Annotated in this window: 12 protein-coding genes; 4 read left to right on the forward strand and 8 right to left on the reverse strand. The window is 65.7% G+C overall.

Annotation, left to right across the window (positions count from 1 at the left end; all coding sequences use genetic code 11):
• Positions 1–11: 11 nt before the first annotated feature.
• Both AC07U1_RS20170 and AC07U1_RS20175 read right to left on the reverse strand, forming a co-directional pair.
• The gene (locus AC07U1_RS20170; protein WP_495177755.1) at positions 12–2,447 is read right to left on the reverse strand and encodes a TonB-dependent receptor; all 2,436 of its coding nucleotides are present in this window, start codon (positions 2,445–2,447) and stop codon (positions 12–14) included.
• Positions 2,448–2,781: 334 nt separating this feature from the next.
• Positions 2,782–4,374: an isocitrate lyase gene (locus AC07U1_RS20175; RefSeq protein ID WP_495177754.1), complete on the reverse strand. Its 1,593-nt coding sequence runs from the start codon at positions 4,372–4,374 to the stop codon at positions 2,782–2,784.
• Positions 4,375–4,534: 160 nt separating this feature from the next.
• Here AC07U1_RS20175 and AC07U1_RS20180 point away from each other — a divergent pair, with 160 nt between their 5' ends.
• On the forward strand, positions 4,535–5,923 hold the full coding sequence (locus AC07U1_RS20180) for a helix-turn-helix domain-containing protein (protein WP_495177753.1): 1,389 nt from the start codon (positions 4,535–4,537) through the stop codon (positions 5,921–5,923).
• Positions 5,924–5,930: 7 nt separating this feature from the next.
• Here the strand turns inward: AC07U1_RS20180 and AC07U1_RS20185 are convergent, their stop codons facing one another.
• Positions 5,931–9,152, reverse strand: coding sequence for a hypothetical protein (locus AC07U1_RS20185; protein WP_495177752.1), 3,222 nt, complete (start codon positions 9,150–9,152; stop codon positions 5,931–5,933).
• 102 nt (positions 9,153–9,254) lie between these two features.
• Here AC07U1_RS20185 and AC07U1_RS20190 point away from each other — a divergent pair, with 102 nt between their 5' ends.
• Complete coding sequence (locus AC07U1_RS20190; RefSeq protein WP_495177751.1) at positions 9,255–10,535, forward strand: HD-GYP domain-containing protein; 1,281 nt, start codon at positions 9,255–9,257, stop codon at positions 10,533–10,535.
• A gap of 7 nt (positions 10,536–10,542) precedes the next feature.
• Here AC07U1_RS20190 and AC07U1_RS20195 read toward each other — a convergent pair whose 3' ends face one another.
• Positions 10,543–12,129, reverse strand: a complete 1,587-nt coding sequence (locus tag AC07U1_RS20195; protein ID WP_495177750.1) for an MFS transporter — start codon at positions 12,127–12,129, stop codon at positions 10,543–10,545.
• Between the two features lie 126 nt (positions 12,130–12,255).
• Positions 12,256–14,613 carry a TonB-dependent receptor domain-containing protein gene (locus tag AC07U1_RS20200; protein ID WP_495177749.1) on the reverse strand — a complete coding sequence of 786 codons (2,358 nt, stop codon included), beginning with the start codon at positions 14,611–14,613 and terminating at the stop codon, positions 12,256–12,258.
• A gap of 146 nt (positions 14,614–14,759) precedes the next feature.
• On the opposite strand from AC07U1_RS20200, the gene AC07U1_RS20205 reads away from it, so the two are divergent.
• Both AC07U1_RS20205 and AC07U1_RS20210 read left to right on the forward strand, forming a co-directional pair.
• Positions 14,760–15,497 (forward strand): response regulator transcription factor, encoded by a 738-nt coding sequence (locus AC07U1_RS20205; RefSeq protein ID WP_495178461.1) that lies wholly within the window; start codon positions 14,760–14,762, stop codon positions 15,495–15,497.
• A 23-nt stretch (positions 15,498–15,520) separates the two neighbouring features.
• Positions 15,521–16,834 (forward strand): ATP-binding protein, encoded by a 1,314-nt coding sequence (locus AC07U1_RS20210; protein WP_495197785.1) that lies wholly within the window; start codon positions 15,521–15,523, stop codon positions 16,832–16,834.
• On the opposite strand, the gene prfH is transcribed toward AC07U1_RS20210, so the two are convergent.
• From prfH to AC07U1_RS20225, 3 genes are read right to left on the reverse strand one after another with little or no spacing between them, the layout of a single operon-like run.
• Complete coding sequence (prfH, locus tag AC07U1_RS20215) at positions 16,824–17,444, reverse strand: peptide chain release factor H (RefSeq protein WP_495177747.1); 621 nt, start codon at positions 17,442–17,444, stop codon at positions 16,824–16,826. The two genes, AC07U1_RS20210 and prfH, sit on opposite strands and share 11 nt — an antisense overlap.
• Positions 17,441–18,547 (reverse strand): RNA ligase RtcB family protein, encoded by a 1,107-nt coding sequence (locus AC07U1_RS20220; RefSeq protein WP_495177746.1) that lies wholly within the window; start codon positions 18,545–18,547, stop codon positions 17,441–17,443. Before AC07U1_RS20220 ends, prfH begins: the two co-directional genes overlap by 4 nt.
• Positions 18,544–19,032, reverse strand: a complete 489-nt coding sequence (locus tag AC07U1_RS20225; RefSeq protein WP_495177745.1) for a hypothetical protein — start codon at positions 19,030–19,032, stop codon at positions 18,544–18,546. Before AC07U1_RS20225 ends, AC07U1_RS20220 begins: the two co-directional genes overlap by 4 nt.
• Between the last annotated feature and the right edge of the window lie 157 nt (positions 19,033–19,189).

Here is a 19,189-nt window from a genome sequence, read left to right on the forward strand (position 1 = left end):
CCCGTTGATCGTCAGAATTTGAAGCCAAGCTCGACCCCATAGAAAGCGGGTCGGTCGCGGCGCACATACGGCGTCTGGAACACATCGGCCGAAATCGTGTTGAGCGTCCGCAGATATTTCTTGTTGAGCAGGTTTTCCGCATAGGCCGCGATCGAGAAGCGATGGTCTTCGCCAAAGCGATAACCGATCTTGGCGTTCACGATATTGCGCGCCGAACGGAGCCGGCCAAGCTGCGAAAAATCGACGAAGGGCGCGATCGCGGCATCTGTGAAGCGCACCGCGTCGTTGATCCGCTGACGCGTGGTGTAGCTGTAGCTGACATCGGCGAACAGCGCGCCGCTGCCCGTGTCGTGCAGATAATGGGCGCCCAATATGCCGCGGAAGCTCGGTTCGCCCGTCGGCTGACCCGAAATGTCGATGCCCTGCTCGACCCGCGACGACCATTTGCTGTCGATATAGCCTGCCGTCGCCGAGATCGAGAAATCGTCCGACACGACGAACTGGGCATCGAGATCGATGCCATAGGCGCGCGAGTCCCCCGAGCGGGTGAGATATTGCGGCAGGCACACGGTGCCTGCCGGTGGGGGTGATATCTGACAGGCGGGATTGGTGCTGGGTTCGAGGCTGATCGACTGGCGATTGCGGTATTTGAAATAATAGGCCGAGGCGTTGAAGCGCACGCGGCGATCGAACAACTCCGATTTGAAGCCGCCCTCGAAATTCCAGACATTTTCGGGCGAGAAGAAGGAGTTGATCTGGACCGAATTGAATCCGCCTGCCTTGTACCCGCGCGAGGCCGACGCATAGAGATGGACATTGTCGGTCGCGTCATATTGGACGACAAAGCGCGGGCTGACGTCGCTGAATTTCGCGCGTCGGGTGAAAGGCACGCCTTCGAGCGTGCCCTCATCGAAAATCAACCCGTTGGGGCCAACCGTCGCGCGATAGAAATCGGCAACGCTGATCTGGGCATCGTCGGGAAAGGCAGGGGCGCCAAGGATCGCGTTGTACAGCGCGCCCGGAGCGGTCGTCGTCTCGAGGCCATGGCCGTCGAATCCGCCGTTGAGCCAGGTGAAGTCCTTTTTATCGCGGGTGTAGCGAATGCCCGCAGTCAGCCTCAGGCGCGGGGTCACTTCGAACGTCGCGTCGGCAAAGGCGGCGAAGCTGTTGTTCGCGACGCGGTTGTTCATGTCCTCGCGCATCTGCTCGCCGAATACCGGAAGCCCGACGCTGTCGAGGATGGTGAAGATCGGGAAGCCTGCGAGCTCACCAAGCAGCCGGTCCGCCGAATCGCTGAGCAGCGTCACCGCGCTCGTCTGACGCCCACGCTCGTGAAAATAGCTGACCCCCGCGATCGCGTTCAGCGGGCCGTCGTCGTATCCAAGCCGCAGTTCCTGATAGAAGCTCTTGTTCTTCTCGATATTCTCCGTGTCGAGATAGCGCGTCGGGTCGCCGGTGCCATCCTCGTCCTCGCGATTGTGCGTCTCGAACTTCTTGAACGAACTGATGCTGGTGACGGTCAGCGGCCCGGCATTATGCGTCGCGGTCAACGATACCGCGTTCAGTATCCGCGTTTCCCTGTCGTCGATGACGTCGTTGGTGAACGGGCCGAAGGGACTGCGGCTCAGCGCGAAATTGCTGATCCCGACCGACGCCGGGCCGTCCTTGTCGGTATCATCATGATCGTAGGTCAGGATGAAGTCGGTGTCGGCATTCGGCGCCCAGCGCAGCGCCGCACGCGCCGACACATTGTTCTCGCGCTCGCGGTCCTCGCCGGTCACCGCGTCCTTCAAATAGCCGTTGCGATGATTGACGACTCCGTTGGCGCGAAAATAGAGCGTGTCGGTGAGTGGGATATTGACGGTGGCGTCGGCGCGGACGGTGTCGAAATTGCCATATTGCAGCGTCGCCGAACCCCCGAATTCATCGACGGGCTTTTTGGTGATGATCGAGATAGCGCCGGCCGAGGTGTTACGTCCGAACAAGGTGCCCTGCGGCCCTTTCAGGATTTCGACGCGGTCGATGTCGTTGAAAAAAATCAGCGAGGCGCCCGACCTGCCCGAATAAATGCCATCGATGAAGATGCCGACCGACGGATCGGTGCCGATGCCAAAATCGTCGGTCGCGACGCCGCGGATCGTATAGCTCGGCTGCGTCACCGAAGTGTCGTTGATTGTCAGGCCGGGGGTGAAGGTGTCGAGATCGCCGATCGACTGGGCATTGAGCGCCTCCAGGCCGGCAGTGTTAAAGGCGGTGACGCTGATCGGCACTTCCTGCAACGACTGTTCGCGCCGCTGCGCGGTGACGACGATCTCCGATACCCGTCCGGCGTCGCTGCCTGAATCGGCCGCCGGCGAAGCGCTGCTGTCCTGTGCCATCGTCACCGTTGGCGCCACGCCGATCGCCACGGTCGCTGCGAGCCATGCAAGCCTGCTTGTCGTCATCATGTCGGCCTCCCATTTTCGACAATGGGTATCTATCGCTATCTAATAGTCAAGACTATATTGTGGCCACGCGCTGCCCTGTCGCTCGCAGTCAGATGTGATCCGCCGTGGCCGGACTCGGGTATCCGCCGCCATTGCGCCGTGCATTGGTCCGTCAGAAAGTTTGGCGACGCACGCATTGAAGGAGGGAGTCTGCCCCGCCCCAAAAAAATGCCCGCCGGAAGCCCGGAGGCTTCCGACGGACAGGCTTTCCTCCCCAGGAAAGCTCGGTGGGCGCGGGCCGGGGAACGCCCCGCGCCGAACTGGTTAAGCGGCGAACTGGTTCACCCTGCGGCCTTCAGGCCGCAAACTGGTTCATCGTGTTGTCCTTGCCCGCGGCCTTGAGCGCGGCTTCGCCGGCGAAATATTCCTTATGGTCGTCGCCAATGTCGCTACCGCTCATATTCTGGTGCTTGACGCAGGCGATGCCCTGGCGGATTTCGGCGCGCTGGACGCCCTTGACGTAACCCAACATCGCTTCGTCGCCGAAATATTCCTTGGCGAGATTGTCCGTGGACAAAGCGGCCGTGTGATAGGTCGGCAGCGTGATGAGGTGGTGGAAGATGCCCGCCCGCTTCGCCGAATCGCGCTGGAAATTGCGGATGCGGTTGTCGGCTTCGTCGCCGAGTTCGGTGCCGTCATAATCGACGCTCATCAGCTTGGCGCGGTCATAGGCGCCGACGTCCTTGCCGTCCTTCTCCCAGGCGTCGAACACCTGCTGGCGGAAGTTGAGCGTCCAGTTGAAGCTGGGCGAATTGTTGTACGCGAGCTTCGCATTGGGGACGACTTCGCGGATGCGGTCGACCATGCCGGCGATCTGCTCGATGTGCGGCTTTTCGGTCTCGATCCAGAGCAGGTCGGCGCCGTTCTGAAGGCTGGCGATGCAGTCCATGACGCAGCGGTCCTCGCCGGTTCCGGGGCGGAACTGGTAAAGGTTCGAGGGCAGGCGAATGGGGCGCATCAGCTTGCCGTCGCGGTTGATCAGGACGTCGCCGGGGTTGCCCGCGCCGGTGACCTCTTCGCAATCGAGGAAGCTGTTATACTGGTCGCCAAGGTCGCCGGGCTCTTTCGAGAAGGCGATCTGCTTGGTGAGGCCCGCGCCGAGGCTGTCGGTGCGAGTGACGATGATGCCGTCCTCGACCCCGAGCTCCATGAACGCGTAGCGGCAGGCGCGGATCTTCGCGATGAAATCCTCGTGCGGAACGGTGACCTTGCCGTCCTGATGGCCGCACTGTTTTTCGTCCGAGACCTGGTTTTCGATCTGGAGCGCGCAGGCGCCGGCCTCGATCATCTTCTTGGCGAGCAGATAAGTCGCCTCGGCATTGCCGAAGCCGGCGTCGATGTCGGCGATGATCGGCACGACATGGGTCTCATGGTTGTCGATCGCGGCCTGAACCTGCTTCGCCTTGAGCTCGTCACCCTCGGCGCGCGCGGCGTCGAGGTCGCGGAACAAGCCGCCGAGTTCGCGGGCGTCGGCCTGACGCAGGAAGGTGTAGATTTCCTCGATCAGCGCCGGGACGCTGGTCTTTTCGTGCATCGACTGGTCGGGCAGCGGCCCGAATTCGCTGCGCAGCGCGGCGATCATCCAGCCCGAGAGATAGATGTAACGGCCCTTGACGGTGCCGAAATGCTTCTTGATCGAGATCATCTTCTGCTGCGCGATGAAGCCGTGCCAGCAGCCGAGCGACTGGGTGTAGTTCGCGGGATCGGCGTCATAGGCGGCCATGTCGGCGCGCATGATGCGCGCGGTATAGCGGGCGACGTCGAGGCCGGTCTTGAACTTGTTCTGGGCGCGCATGCGGGCGATGCTCTCGCCGCTGATGCCGTCCCAGGTGCCGTCATAATCGCGGATGAGGCGGCCTGCCTGCGCCATGTCTTCCTGATAGCCCATGATATCGTCCTTTCGGTGCGGCCAGTCGGGGAGAGCGGCCGGGTGATGGGCAAGATGTGCCGCCACGGGCGCCAAAAGTGAAAAGCTTTGTCAATAAGTTTTGTGAAATATGGCAGTTTGGTGGTAATGTGCGTGTAAATCAGTAAAGAAAGTTACATTCATGGCCGAGCGGCGGGTGTTTGCAGGGACGGCGGTGCGGCGGGCGCGGCGCGATGCGGGGATGACGCAGGCGGCGATGGCCGAGGCGCTCGACATTTCGCCGAGCTACCTCAACCTGATCGAGCATGGGCAGCGGCCCTTGTCGGCGACGGTGATCGTGCGGCTGGCCGAGCGGTTCGATTTCGACGCGGCGAAGCTGGGCGGCGAGGAGGTGCCGGGCGGGCTGGCGGGGTTGCGGCGGCGGCTGTCCGATCCGCGCTTCGCCGACCTCGGCATCGGCGCGCAGGAGGTCGAGGAATGGTTGCAGGCGGCGCCGGCGACGGCGGCGGCCTTTGTGCGGCTGTTCGATGCGGCGCCCGAGCCGCGCGGCGAGGCGCAAGAGGAGGCGCCCGAGGTCGCGGCGGTGCGGCGCGCGATCGAGAAATGGCGCAACCATTTCGCCGACCTCGACGCCAAGGCCGAGGAACTGGCCGACGAGCTGCGGCTGGCGGGCGGCGACCTCTATGGCACGATATCGGAGCGGCTGCGCACGCGGCACCAGCTTGGCATCCGCATCCTGCCGAGCGACGTGATGCCCGACCGGCTGCGCTGGCTCGACTGGCACGCGCGGCAATTGATGCTGAGCGAGTTGCTGCGCCCGGCGTCTCGGACCTTTCAGGCGGCGGCGACGCTGGCGCAGGTCGAGGCGAAGGGCGAGATCGCTGGGCTGGTCGCGGGAGCGGAGTTCGCCGAGCCCGCGGCGGCGCGCCTGTTCGAGCGCCACCTCATTCATTATTTCGCCGCGGCGCTGATGATGCCGTACAGCCGGTTTTTGCGCGCGTGCGACGCGACGGGGTATGACCTGCTGCTGCTCCAGCGGCGCTTCGGCGCGGGTTACGAGCAGGTCGCGCATCGGCTGACGACGCTGCAACGCGTCGGCGCGCGCGGGCTGCCCTTTTTCATGCTGCGCGTCGACCGCGCAGGACAGGGATCGAAGCGCTATGCCGGGGCGAGCCAGTCGCCGCTGGTCGATGGCGATGCGCGCTGTCCCTTGTGGGGCGTGCATGAGGCCTTTGCGCGGCCGGGCGAGGTGATCGCCGACCTCGTCGAACTCGAGGATGGCAGCCGCTGGTTTACCCAAAGCCGCTCGGTCGCGGCGCCGGGCGCGAGCGGGAGCGGGACGCCGGCGCGCTTCGCGGTGTGCGTCGGGGTCGATGCCAAGGTCGCGGCGCCGCTGATCGCGGCGCGCGGGATCGACCTGATGCGCGGGCGGGCGACGCCGATCGGTCTCGGGTGCCGCCGCTGCACCCGCACCGGCTGCGTGCAACGCTCAATGCCGCCGCTGGGGCGGCCGCTGCGGTTCAGGGATGGCGAGCGCGGCGTGTCGGCGTTCGATTTTGCGGGGGATTAGAGGGAGGCTAGGCGCGTGGAAAGCGACGTACCAGGCCGGTCAGAGTGACGATGCTAAGCGAGGATATGACCCACCCGGAAAACATGATCGCGCTGTCGAAGAAGGCCCCGAGCTGAGAATAGGGCGCTTCCGCCTTGATCGCGAAGCCGCATTCGCGGTGCAAGTCGATGAGCGGAACGAAAGAATCGAACGCATAGAGGAACAGGCCCGAGGCGTTGTCGCCTGAATAGCGGCATCCTTCGGCTATGGCGGACTCGAGTAAATTACGGTCTAGCGGTACCAGAATTCCCGCCCAAGCGTTGACCGCTGTAATGATCCAGCAGGCTGCCAGACCCATGACGAGCGTCGCAAGTGCGCGTCTTGATGAATGACCGTAGCCGAAACGGTTTCCATAGAAATCGCCGATCCACTGTACCAGCTTGCCCTCGATCCGGCGGAAGGTGCGGGCGATCCACCCCGACTCGTCGGGCGCATTGCGTGGCGCGGCGCGCCGCCGCCATTCGATCGTCTGCGAAATCTTGAGGATACGGCTGGCGGCGCGACGGTCGCCGTTGATGAAATAGGCGTGGGCGAAAGTTTCGAGCGGCTGCGGGGAAAAGCTGGGGTGCATTTCGGCATGGCGGAGCAAGGGGACAAGCGCGCCGAGCGGAAATGTCTTCGCCTTTTCCATCCGGTCCTTATCCAGGCCCGAATAGGTGTCGGTGACGTGCCGCGCGAAGGGACGAGCATGTGCACCGATGTCGCAGAAGGAGAGCAGCATTGCCGTGCGCCGCTGCAATTCGAGTACCCGCTCGGCGGTGGTCGACCCATGGCCCGGTTCCGATGTGCCGAGGATTTCGAAATCGATCCCGTCGAGTAGCAGCCGCCATTGATGTTGCGGACCCAACCCCTTGTCGGTCGTATTCCATGCACTGCCCGCCATGTCATCAAAGGCGCGGCACTTGAGTCCGCGGAAATCGATGTGGCTGGGGCGGAACTCGCGCGGGATCCCGTCCGCCGGGCGGAAATAGCGAGTGAAAGCCACGTCGATAGCCGATTGCTCGCTCTCCGCTACCGTAACAATTTTGGTTTCCTCGTTACCGACGGGTCCTATGCGCAGAGGGCCGAGATAATATGGTGCGTTGGGGTATGGATTCTCCATTGGGATTGTCGCGTCGCCGAACGGGATCACGCGCGGCGGGCTTTGTGACACGTCGATGATGATGTCGCTGCGGTAGCAGGCATTGCCGGAGCACATGGTCGCTTCGGTGAAGCGCCAATATTTTTTATTGACGCGAGACACCGCGCCAAAATCGACAATCGCAGCGGTCCCCTGTTGCCCGCGGACGTGCTCGGAATAAAGTCTCAGGAAATCGCAGGCACTGTGCGGACCGTCGGGTGTCGGGCGGCTTGCGGCCAGCGGAAGGAAGCTTTGCAGACTGCCGTCGATGATGTGGACCGACCCGTTAGCGAACAACGCGTCGAACTCCCAAATTTCCATCCTTTGAGGATGAGATATCTGGTAGGTAACGAGATCTCCGCCGCGTTCGATCTTGCGATGCACATGCTGGCCGAGACGTGTGCGCGGCAGGTCCCGCATCCATTGTTGAGGTCCGCGGCGCCATTCGATGCGGATCTTTTCCAGATGGACGCCGCCCGACACTACGAGTTCGCCGAAATCGAGCAGCGTGGCATGACCCGAGTCGCGGTCGCGGACACGATCGCCGAGCGACAGGACGCCCGCTGCGATCGTCAGGTCGCGGAGATGGACTCCGCCTTCGACACGCGAGCGGCGCAACGAGATCACACCTCCGATCCGCCCGTCGAGGCGAACCAATCCCTGAATTCGCGCGTCGGTGAGGTCGAGTCCCTCCGGATAACGCTGGATTGTCGCGCCCGACAGGTCGAATTCTATGGACCCCGCAAAAGCAAAGCCGTTGCCGATGATGCTGTTGCCGAAAAACAGCGGACCGAAGAAACGGCAATCGGGGGCAATGCGCACGCCGTTGCCGACATCGATTTTCCACGCGTCGACCGACGGGCCAAACAGCCGGCGGTCGACGTTGTCGTACTGTTTGCGTTTCGGAACATCGCCGCGCCGCATGATATGGCAGCCGTCGAGAAATTCGAGCTGGCCGCCGACGCGTGCGAGGCGAAGGTCGATCCATCCCATGATGTGATTGACCGGGCCTCCTTCGTCGCGCAGGGATACGGCGCCGACGTCGGCCCATCGGCACCCGGCAAAAACCAGGTCTCCGGCGATGCGCGCTCGCTTCAGGATGACGGAGCCGGCGACGTGCCAGTCCGACGGCCTCTTCCCGTTGCCGCGCTCGAACGGGCGCCAGAGCAGGGTCCCCTCCACCCGCAGTTCTTCGGCGTCGATTGCGGGTACGTGCGGGTTTACGCTTTCGAACTGGGCCTCTTTGATCAGGATCGATCCCGCAACGACCGCTTGATACAGGCTGACACCCCCAACCGCGCTGAAGCCCTTGTCGAAGATCAGACGGCCGCCAATCTGTGCCGAGGAGAGTGAGAGCGCATAGCGGTTCGCCCAATTACCCGATGGCCTGTCTTCGGCGATATCCGGCCAGTCGGGCAGCGGCTGCGCCGACGTGGTCAGTGCCGACGCTATGAGGCGCGATCCCCGCAGATCGACATGACCGGCGACCCGCGCACCCACAAGCCGGATTTGGGCCCGCGCGCCCGGCGCTGTCGACGCGGCGCGCAGATATTTGAGCTGGAAACTGTTGTCGACGACAACATGGTCCGCGTCGATCTGTTCGATCAGGCAGTTGTCGATCGTGAGACGGGCAAAGTGGCTGCCGCGCAGCACCAGCGGCGCCTTGATCCAGCAGCCTATCAGTGAGAGCGCCGGCAGCGGGTTGGCGTCGGCACTGGCAAGGTCGCCGAGATCGATCACGTCGGTGCCTGCGTCGGGAACGATTGACACGCGGGGACGGGAGGAGCCTGCGATCGTACCGACAATATGAATACCGGCATAGGTCAACGCGCCGCGGCCTGCGGCCTTTTGCAGCAGCATATTGCGAAGCACGCCGGCGGGAACTTCAAGATCGTCGGTCAGAGAAGCCGCAAGAAAGGGCCGGCCCGCAGCGACCGCCTCTTTGAACCGTTTGAGACCCCCGTCCGCTCTCATCGCCACAGAGATTGCCGCGATTGTCCGAAAGTCAAATGACGAAGTCTCGGAGACACCAATATTGTTTCGATATGATACGCTTTTTACGCTGCTCATGGCAATTCGGTGCCGGGGGCGGCGGGGGCCATGGATGTTTAATGAATCGGTCGGAATGGACGTAAAGCAGGGAAGTCGCTCTCATCAAGGACCAGGGACCGCATGTTGTTTCGCGTCAATCCGGGGGAAGTCCAGATCGGGATGTTCGTCCACGCCTTTGAAGGGCGGTGGATCGATCACCCGTTCTGGCGCAGCCGGTTTCTGGTCGAGACCGCCGAACAGCTCGAGCGGATCCGGGCGTCGGGGGTCGATGCGCTGGTGATCGATCGCAGCCGCAGCCGCATGGCGGCGGACGGCACGCTCGATGCCGCGCTTCCCGAGCGGCGCGTGCGTGACATTCCGCTGCGCGGTCCCGAGCGGCGCAGCGTCTGGCCGGCGGCGCGGGCGATCGCGGCGGCGTCGCAGCGGATGCGCCAGGCGCGGCCCGTGAGCCATGCGCAGGAGCGCAAGCGCGCCGAACGGGTGATCGGCAAGTCGAAGCAGGCGGTCGTCGACATGTTCGAGAGCGCGCGGCTGGGACGCGCGGTCGAGGTCGCGAAACTGGCGCCGCTGGCGCGATCGATCGGCGATTCGATCGAGCGCCATTCGCGCGCGCTGCTGGGCCTCGTGCGGCTCAAGCAGAAGGACGAATATACCTATCTCCACTCGGTCGCGGTGTGCGCGCTGATGATCAATTTCGCGCGCCACCTGAAACTCGACGAGGAGGAGGTGCAGCAACTGGGGGTCGCGGGGCTGCTCCATGATGTCGGCAAGGTCGCGATTTCGGATGCGGTGCTGCTCAAGCCCGGCTCGCTCGACGCCCGCGAGCGCGCGATGGTCGAGCATCATCCGGTCGCGGGACACGCGCTATTGGCGCAGTCGGCGGATATCCCGGCGGCGGCACTGGAGGTCGCGCTGCACCATCATGAGAAGATCGACGGCACCGGCTATCCCGACCAGCTGGGCGGCGACGCGCTGTCGCTCCATGCGCGAATGGGGGCGATCTGCGACGTCTATGACGCGGTGACGTCGGACCGGCCGTACAAGGCGGCGTGGACGCCCTGCGAGGCGCTGACCGCGATGCGGGGCTGGACCGGGCATTTCGACCCCGAGTTGTTCGACCGTTTCGCCGACAGCCTGGGCATCTGGCCGGTCGGCACGCTGGTGCGGGTGTCCGACGGACACCTCGGCATCGTCATGGGCAGCGGCGGCGCGAACGGCGAGGCGATGATCGTGCGGGTATTCTTCGACTGCGACACGCTGACCGAGGTCGAACCCGCCGATCGCAGCTTTGCCCCCTCGGCGCGCGCGCCGCATGTCGTCGGGCGCGACAGCCCGGGGTTCTGGCGCTTCGACGATTGGGATGTCGTCCGCCACCGCGTCATCGGCGCGATCCTGTCGTGAGGCGCGGCTAAAATCCCGATTTGTCGAAGACATGCCCCTCGGGGTCGAGGTCGCGCAGGTCGGCGCCGCGCGTCTCGCGGCCGAAGCGCCAGACCAGCAGGAACGACAGCGCCATCGGCACCGCGATCATCAGCGCGCTGGCGGCGAGGGTGGGCACGATCGCGAGGATCGCGAGCGCCTGCGCCAGCACGCCGCCCGCCTTGCTGCACGCCGCGACCCAGCCCGTGGTGCGGCCGCGGATACGCAGCGGGAAGCTTTCGGCGGCATAGGGCAGCAGCATCGCGATGATGCCGTTGCTGCCGATGATCAGCAGCGCGACGGGAAGCACGGGCGAGGCATGGTCGCTGAGCGCCAGCCACAGCACCCCGGCGAGGCCGAGCAGGGTGACGGCGATCGCGGCGAGCAGCGATTTCTTCGTGCTCCACGCGCTGTAGATCCATGCGACGAGGAAGACGGTCGGCAGCGCGATCAGCGCCGAGGCGGCGAGCAGCCGGCTCGACACCTCCATGCTGTAGCCGCGCGCGATCAGTTCGACGGGGAGCCACAGCAGCAGCCCGAAATTGACGAGGCCCCAGCCGATTGCGGTGAGGCTCAATGCCGCGAGCTTGCCGACAAAGGCGCGGCCGATCGGGGCCGAGGTCGGCCCGCGCGGCGCGGCGGGCTCGTCGGGGGCGATACGGTGCATCGTCGATCCGAATTGCTTCATCACCTTTTGCGCCTCGGCGCGGCGGCCGCGCGCCATCAGGAACTTTGCCGATTCGGGGATGAAGGTGCCGAGAAGCACGAGCATCAACCCGCTCGGCAGGTTGGCGAGCCACAGGATGCGCCAGCTGTAGATCGGTTCGAGCCAGGCGGCGATCAGGCTGGCCGCGGCATAGCCGCCGACCGCGCCCAATCCGCCGACGAGGACGAGGCTCCAGCCGCGGTGGCGGCTCGGCATCATTTCGGCGAGCAGCGCATAGGTGACGGGCAGCATGCCGCCCGCCGCGGCGCCCATCATGAAGCACATGCCGATATTCCACGCGAGCGAGGGCATCGCGCCGCAGATCGAGGTGCCGACGAACATCACCGCCGAAAGCAAGATCGACGCCTTGCGGCCATAGATGTCGGCGACCCAGCCCCAGACGAACGAGCCGAGCACGGTGCCGACCAGCGCGACGAACGGCACCAGCGACACCGTCGCGCGCGGCACGCCATATTCGTCGATCATGCCGGGAATGGTGAAGCCGAGGCTGGCGGGTTTCATGATGTCGATGACGAGCGCGATGACGAGCACCCCCATCAGCCGCCAATGCGCCCACGACAGCGGCGCGTCCTCGGGCGCCGAGACCGCGATCTGGCTCGACGCCGCCATCTGCTGCGACAGGTTTCGCGGCAGCAGGCCATAGGCGGCGACAGCGATCCCGGCGACGATCAGATACATGCCCGCGATCATGCCGCTGTCCATCGGCATGCCGACCATGCGGAACCCCATGTCGCGGCCCATCCAGAACATCGGCAGGTGGAGAAGGACGCCGATGGTGACGGCGGCGACGCCGAGGACAAAGGCCCAGAGGCGCCGGTCGCCGCCGGTCGTGCTGATGGTTTCGCTCAATGAAGGGCTCCCTCTCCCGAAGGGGCTTCATTTCACACGAGCGCGAGTCCGGCAATCGGCTTTCGCCGGGGTGGCAATCGGCTTTCGCCGCGTCGACAATCGGCCTTCGCCGCCGCGGCGAACGGGTCAGAAGCGCGCGTTGACGCTGATCCAATAGCTGCGCGCCTTGTCCTTGTTGTTGTAATGATCGATGTAGGTTGGAGTGTAGGCGCCGCCGACCGGATCGCCGAAATCGACGTCATAGGCGCGGAAGTCGCGGTCGAGCAGGTTGTTGACCCGGCCGCTGATCGTCAGATGATCGTTCAGGCGATATTGCGCGCCGAAGTTCAGCACGGTGTAGCTGCTGTAATAGAGATGATCGCCGTTGGTCGCGACGCCGCGATAGCGGCGCGAGCGATGCTCGGTCGACAGCTGCGCCGACAGGCCGTCGAGCGGCTGCCAGTCGAGCGTCGCATTGGCCATATGCTTTGCCGACTGGGTCAGCGGCTGGCCCGCCGATGCCCCGGTCTGCTGCTTGCTGTCGGTGTAGGTGTAATTGGCGCGGATCGACAGGCCGGTGAAGACTTCGTAGCGGCCCGCGACCTCGGCCCCCTTGATCCGCGCCTTGTCGACGTTGAACGGAATGCTGATCGTCCGGCCAAGCCCGAGCACCTCCCAATAATCGCCGAGATTGGCGCAGGGGCGCACGAAGTTGGTGAGCGCGCACGGCTCGACGATCGTCGTGTCGATCTTGTCCTTGAACTTGTTGTGGAACAGCGTGACGTTGATGCCGCTCGCCGCCGACGGGTTCCAGTAGAGCGCGATCTCGCTGTTGACGCTGGTTTCGGGCTTGAGGTCGGGGTTGCCGATGAAGGGGCTGGTGCCCTGGCCGCCGAAGCCGCGGATGCCGTCGTAAAGGTCGGTGGTCTTGGGGGTCTTGTAGCCGGTGCTCACGCCGCCCTTGACGGTCAGCGTCGGGCTGATCGTGTAATTGGCGTAGAGGCGCGGGCTGAAGCGGCCGCCGAACAGATTGTGATTGTCGTAGCGGACGCCGCCGGTGATGCTGAAGCCTTCGAACGGGGTCCAGTTGTCCTCGGCGAACAGCGACCAGATGCGGTGGTCCTGCACCGCCTCGACCCCGCCGACCGCGGCCTCGAGGCCGAAGACGCCGTCGTCGAGCGTGCCGTCGATATATTGGCCGCCGATCACGAAATTATGCCGCCCGGCGAGATTTTCGACCGGGATGTCGATGCGGCCATCGACGGTATATTGCGCGCTTTCGAGGGTGCGGATCGGGCGCGGCAGGAAGGTGCGTTCGGCGAGCGCACGGCGTTCGGCGGTCGGCATGCCCGCATAAGGGCCGGTGCCGCTGAACATCTGTTGCAACAGCAGCCGTTCAGCGACCGAGAAGGGCATGGTGCGGCCCTTGTTGTTCGTCTCGATATAGGCGAGCGACAGGAAGGCGCGGGCGAAGCCGAGGTCGCCATTATAGGTGCCGGCCCACGACAGGCGGTCGAACACCTGTTCCTGGGTATAGCCGACGCGCGGCTGGACGACGCCGCCGGTGGCGCGCCAGATGCTCTCGATGCCGTCGAGGGTGCCGAGCGGATAGGTGATCACCCCGGTGTCGGGATCGACGATCGGCGTGTTGTCATAGACCTGTTTCGAATAGTCGATGTCGAAGATGAAACTGTGATCGGGCGAGGGGGTGAAGGTCAGCGAGCCGCCATAGGCGCGGTTGGTGTTGCTGACCGTCTTGCCGCCGCCGCCGAAGCCGAGGCCGCGGACGTGCGAGACGCCGGCGGGATCGACGACGGGCGCGAAATCGGGCTCCGACGGGTAGCGCTTGTAATAGGAACCGCGCAATTTCATCCCGATGATGCCGGGAACGATCGGGCCGCTGAGCGCGGCGTCGAAGGTCATGTCGTCGCCGAAGTCGGTGTCTTCCTGGATGCTGCGGCCAAAGGTCGCCGAGCCGGTCCAGCGGTCGAGCACCTTCTTGGTGATGATGTTGATGACGCCGCCGAGCGCGTCGGCGCCGTAGAGCGTCGAGGCGGGGCCGCGGATGACCTCGATCCGCTCGATCGTGTCGAGCGGTGGGATGTGGTTGAACTGGTTGCCGCCGAAGCTGTTGGGATAGATGTCGCCATGGTTGTTCTGGCGGCGGCCGTCGATCAGGATCAGCGTATAGTCCGACCCCATGCCGCGGATGCTGATCGTGCGCTGGCCGGTCTTGTCGGAGGTTTCGCCGACGTCGACGCCCTCGATATCGCGGACCGCGTCGATCAGGGTGATATAGGGGCGCTGGCGCAGTTCGTCCGCGGTCACCACGGTGATGCTGGCCGGCGCGTCGGTGATCTTCTGCTCATAGCCCGCGGCGGTGACGACGATGTCGCCGCCCGGTGCTTCGCCCTCTTCGGCGAACGCCGCGGCGGGCATGGCGAGAAGCGCGGCGATCGCGACGAGGCTGGCGCTGGACGAAGGAGAGACGAAAGGCGTGTTCATGGTTACCCCCGATAATGCGAATGATTATCATTGACATTCGGGGGGCGAACTGGTGCGGACGGGGCCCTGGGTCAATCGCGAAGACGCCCGCCGGGCGCAGGAGCAACACTTTGTCACAATTGGCAATCATCGACCGGCCTGGAACCCTGCAGGCTCCACAGGCCCCGGCGATCCCGCAGCATATCGTCGTCGTCGACGACGATGCCGGGGTGCGGACGCTGTTGTCGCGGATCCTGCGCGAATGCGGCTATGACGTCACCGGCGCCGCCGACGGCGGCGAACTGGAAACCGCGCTCGCCGAGCGGCAGGTCGACCTGGTGCTGCTCGACATCATGCTGCCGGGGGCGAGCGGGCTCGATCTGTGCCGGATGATCCGCGCGCGCAGCGGGGTGCCGATCATCATGATCAGCGCGCGCGGTCAGGAAAGCGACCGGGTGACCGGGCTCGACCTCGGCGCCGACGATTATATCGCCAAGCCGTTCGGGCGGCCCGAAGTGCTGGCGCGGGTGCGCGCGGTGTTGCGGCGCGCGGCGGACACGCATGTCCCGCTCGACATTCCGGCGCCCGAGCGTTTCGACTTCGCCGGCTGGTCCTATCATGGCCGCCGCCGCGAGTTGATCGCGCCGTCGGGGGCCGAGATCGACCTGACCGCCGCCGAGCATGAACTGCTGCTCGCGCTGCTGCGCTATCCGCAGCGGATGATCGGGCGCGAGCGTCTGCTCGAACTGGCGCGCAGCCGGATCGCGACCCCGACCGACCGCAGCATCGACGTGCTGATCAGCCGGCTGCGGCGCAAGCTCGGCGACGGGCGCAAGACGCGCCCGCTGATCCGCACGATCCGCGGCGTCGGTTACATGTTCGCCGCCGACGTCAGCGTCGCCTGACCATGGGCCGCCGTCCGCTGGGTATGGTTGGACGGATCGCGCTGGTGCTCGCCTGTGCGGTCGTGCTCGAGCTCGTCGGCAATGTCGCGCTGCATCGCTGGCAGGAACGCGAACTGCTTCCGGTCGAACAGGTCGAGCGGATCGCGGCGCAGCTGGTCGAGGCCGAACGAACGGCGCTGGCGAATCCGGTGGACCGGCGCGAGCGTGCGATGCACCGCCTCGCAACCAGGGGCCTGTCGCTGAACTGGGTGCCGCGCAGCGTCATCACCGATTACAGCGCGTCCTTCGAGCAACTCGGCACGATGCGCGCGCGGCTCGTCCGCGCGGCGCCGGGCCTCGCGGGGCGCGAGCTCAGGCTGACGCTGATCCCGTCGGAAGCGGCGGGCGAGCGCGACCTGATCGGGGCGCTGCAACTCGCCGACCAGAGTTATATCACCTTTCGCATCAGCCCCTATCTGGGGGCGCCGCCGTCGCCGGGGGCGGTGATCGCGATGCACCTGTTGCTGATCGCGACGGTGCTCGGTCTGGCGCTGATCATGGTGCATGCGCTGGTGCGCCCCTTGCGCAACCTTGCCGAAGCCGCCGACGCGACGGGGCAGGGCCAAGTCGGCGTGCTGGCGGTCGAGGGGCCGCCCGAGGTGCGACGCGTCGCCACCGCCTTTGCCGCGATGCAGCGCCGGCTGCTCGATGCGATGGAGGACCATACGCATGCGCTGGTCGCGGTGTCGCACGATTTGCGCACCCCGATCCAGCGGCTTCGGTTGCGCGCCTCGCTGCTCGATGACGACGAGGCACGCGACGCGATCGCCGCCGATCTCGTCGAGATGGAGCATTTCATTGAATCGACGCTCGCCTATGTCCGCAGCGGCGAGGACGAGGCGGTGCGGTTGATCGACGTCGCGGCGCTGGTGTCGACCGCCGCCGACAACGCCGCCGACCTGGGCGCCGCGATCGCCTATCGCGGCCCCGACGAACTGCTCGTCATCGGGCGGCCGCTGGCGATCAAGCGGATCATCGCGAACCTGATCGACAATGCGCGGCGCCATGGCGAGCGGATCGAGCTGATCCTCGCCGAGGCGGCGCCCGACCGGTTCTTCGTCGCGGTCGAGGACGACGGGCCGGGCATCGCGCCGGGTCAGCGCGCCGAAGCGCTATTGCCGTTCCGGCGCCTCGACGATGCGCGGGCGCGCGACGCCGGGGGCGCCGGGCTGGGGCTGGCGTCGGCGGCGAAGGCGGCGCAGGCGATGGACGGCGCGCTCGAACTCGGCGAGAGCGGGCTGGGCGGGCTGGCGGCGCGACTGGTGTTGCCGAAAAACCCGCCCGTCATCACCGCTTGAGCCGGAAATCCGCGCCGACGTAGGTCCGCACCGGATTGCCGCGTTCGAGACCCTGATTGCGGTCCCATGCGTCGCGCCGGGCATCGCCTGCAGCGGCTTCGCGCCGTTCGGCGAGCAGCAGGACGAGCTTCAGCCGCGCGACCTTGCGATTGGCGTGCTGTGACCTTTGCTCCTGGGATACGGCGACCAGGCCGGTCGGGCGGTGGGTCGCGCGGACCGCGCTGTCGGTCTTGTTGACATGCTGGCCGCCCGGACCGCTCGCGCGCATTGCCTGATAGTCGATGTCGGCATCGCGGATTTCGTCGGTCTCTTCGGCAAGATCGACGGGCGCGACGCCGACGAACCAGTTCTTGCGCTTGTGCGTTGGCCGGAAGGGGCTTTGCCCGGTCCACAGGATCGTCCCCGTCCGTTGCTGCGCAAAGGATTCGGCGCCGGATCCCGACACGCGCAGCAGCAGCGAGGCCGGATCGTCGTCGGGCACCTCCAGCGGTTCGCATTCGACATCGCAGCCCCGCGCCTCGCGGATAAAGGCGCGGGCGAGGCGGGCGACGACCCAGCGGCATTCGGCGGGGCCGCTTCCCGACGACAGGTGGAGGATGATCTCGGTCATGCGCGTCTCACCTTGTAGCTGATGAGCGGGCGGAGCCGCGTGACGACGCGGACGAGGCCCGCCTGTTCGAGGTCGGCGATCACGCGCGCGATATCCTTATAAGCCTGCGGCGCTTCCTCGAAGATCAATTGCCGATCCTCGCAGATCACCCGGCTGCCGAGCGCGGTGCGTTCGAGTTCGGCCACCTTGAAGCGGTCCGACAGCCGCGCGCGGGCATCGCTCCGGCTCCATTTGCGGCCCGCGCCATGCGCGAGCGAACGGAGGGCTTCGTTCGCGCGCGTGGCGAGCGGCTCGACGAGATAGCTGAAGTCGCCGCGCGAGCCGGGGATCGCGACCAGCCCGCGGTCGGCGGGAGCGGCGCCCTTGCGGTGGAGCCAGCCGCCGTCCAGCGGGGTGACGCTGTTGTGGCAGATGTCGAGCAGCCGCCGCCCGTCGAGACCGAGCGCCGCGAGAAAGCGCGCGGCGATCACGTCGCGGTTGACAACCGCCCAACCCATCGCGCGGTCATGATCGGCCAGATAAGCGCGGCCATCGTCGCTGTCGGCGGCGAGCCCGGCCAGCGCGCCGCGCGCGGTCCAGGCGTCGAGGATCGCCTGACCGAGCCCGCGCGAGCCGCTGTGCACCATCATCCAGACGCGGTCGGGATGAAGGTCGAGCGCCGCGAAGCGGTCGGCATCGACCACCTCCTCGACCCGCTGCAACTCGACGAAATGGTTGCCGCCGCCGATCGTGCCGAGCGAGGCGTCGGCGAGGTCGGCGGGAAGGCCCGCAGCCGCGAGCATCGCCGCCGCATCGCCATCCCACGGACCGTCGAGGCCGTGGAGCTTGCGCTCGACGGCATCGAGGCGGAATTTGCGCAAGGTTCCGTCGGTTTGCCACAAGGCCATGCCGCAGCCGATGTCGCCGCCGACGAGGTGCGGATAGAGATGCGTCGGTGACCAATAGGCCGCGCCCACCGCAATGCCGCGTCCGGCGTGCAGGTCGGGAAGCCCGACGACCCGCGCGATGCCGGGCAGCGCGGCGGTGCGTTCGAGCTGGTCGAGCGCGACCGGGTCGAACAGGCGCGGGTCGGCGCCGACGAGGTGGATCGGGGTATCGCTCATCGTCCACCGCCTTTCGCCGCGCGGTTGGCGGGCGGCAGGCGGCGTTCCAGTTCGGCGGCGTCGCGCAGGATGCCGTCGGTCGGATCGACGAAGAAGTGCCAGCGGCGCCAACTCCACCGACCCTTGCGGCCCAGGACCTCTCCGTCCATCATCCATTCGCCGTCGCGTCCGATCGAGATACGCGAGGCGACAAAATCGTCGAGATGTGCGCGGACGTGCATCTTCACCGTGCTGCCGGTGTCGAGCCCGGCGCAGATTTCGCTGAACACATCGTCCCAGCGGCGACCGCGCCGGCTCCGCAGGAAGCGGATCAGCGGGCCAAGATTTTCATTGAGGTCCTTGTAATAGCGTGCCTCGGTTTTGACCTGGCGCTTGTGGCCGATGAAATGGATGCCCGGATCGCTCCTCTTGAGCTTTACGGACGGCGCATAGCGTGACGCCTGGCGCGGGCGTTCGACGATGACCTTGAACATATCAGCGCGCATGACGAAGCTCCCCCGCGAGGGAGGCAGCCGATGCGGCGGCTTTGGTAATGAAATAGTGGCTCGTGCCGGTACGGCGCGAAAGGGTCAGGCGAGCGGTGCCGCCTGCAAGCAAAGTGCCCATGTCACAGAATCCTGATGACGGTGGAAAGTTAGGATG

The sequence above is a fragment of the Sphingopyxis sp. GW821-FHT02C12 genome (assembly GCF_059421785.1).

Excerpts from the sequence above, each read along its gene's own strand:
- AC07U1_RS20210 (WP_495197785.1), top strand. The coding sequence starts at position 15,521 with ATGGTTGGACGGATCGCGCTGGTGCTCGCCTGTGCGGTCGTGCTCGAG.
- AC07U1_RS20180 (WP_495177753.1), top strand. The coding sequence starts at position 4,535 with ATGGCCGAGCGGCGGGTGTTTGCAGGGACGGCGGTGCGGCGGGCGCGG.
- prfH (WP_495177747.1), bottom strand. The coding sequence starts at position 17,444 with ATGACCGAGATCATCCTCCACCTGTCGTCGGGAAGCGGCCCCGCCGAA.
- AC07U1_RS20170 (WP_495177755.1), bottom strand. The coding sequence starts at position 2,447 with ATGATGACGACAAGCAGGCTTGCATGGCTCGCAGCGACCGTGGCGATC.
- AC07U1_RS20225 (WP_495177745.1), bottom strand. The coding sequence starts at position 19,032 with ATGCGCGCTGATATGTTCAAGGTCATCGTCGAACGCCCGCGCCAGGCG.
- AC07U1_RS20220 (WP_495177746.1), bottom strand. The coding sequence starts at position 18,547 with ATGAGCGATACCCCGATCCACCTCGTCGGCGCCGACCCGCGCCTGTTC.
- AC07U1_RS20200 (WP_495177749.1), bottom strand. The coding sequence starts at position 14,613 with ATGAACACGCCTTTCGTCTCTCCTTCGTCCAGCGCCAGCCTCGTCGCG.
- AC07U1_RS20185 (WP_495177752.1), bottom strand. The coding sequence starts at position 9,152 with ATGAGCAGCGTAAAAAGCGTATCATATCGAAACAATATTGGTGTCTCC.
- AC07U1_RS20190 (WP_495177751.1), top strand. The coding sequence starts at position 9,255 with ATGTTGTTTCGCGTCAATCCGGGGGAAGTCCAGATCGGGATGTTCGTC.
- AC07U1_RS20175 (WP_495177754.1), bottom strand. The coding sequence starts at position 4,374 with ATGGGCTATCAGGAAGACATGGCGCAGGCAGGCCGCCTCATCCGCGAT.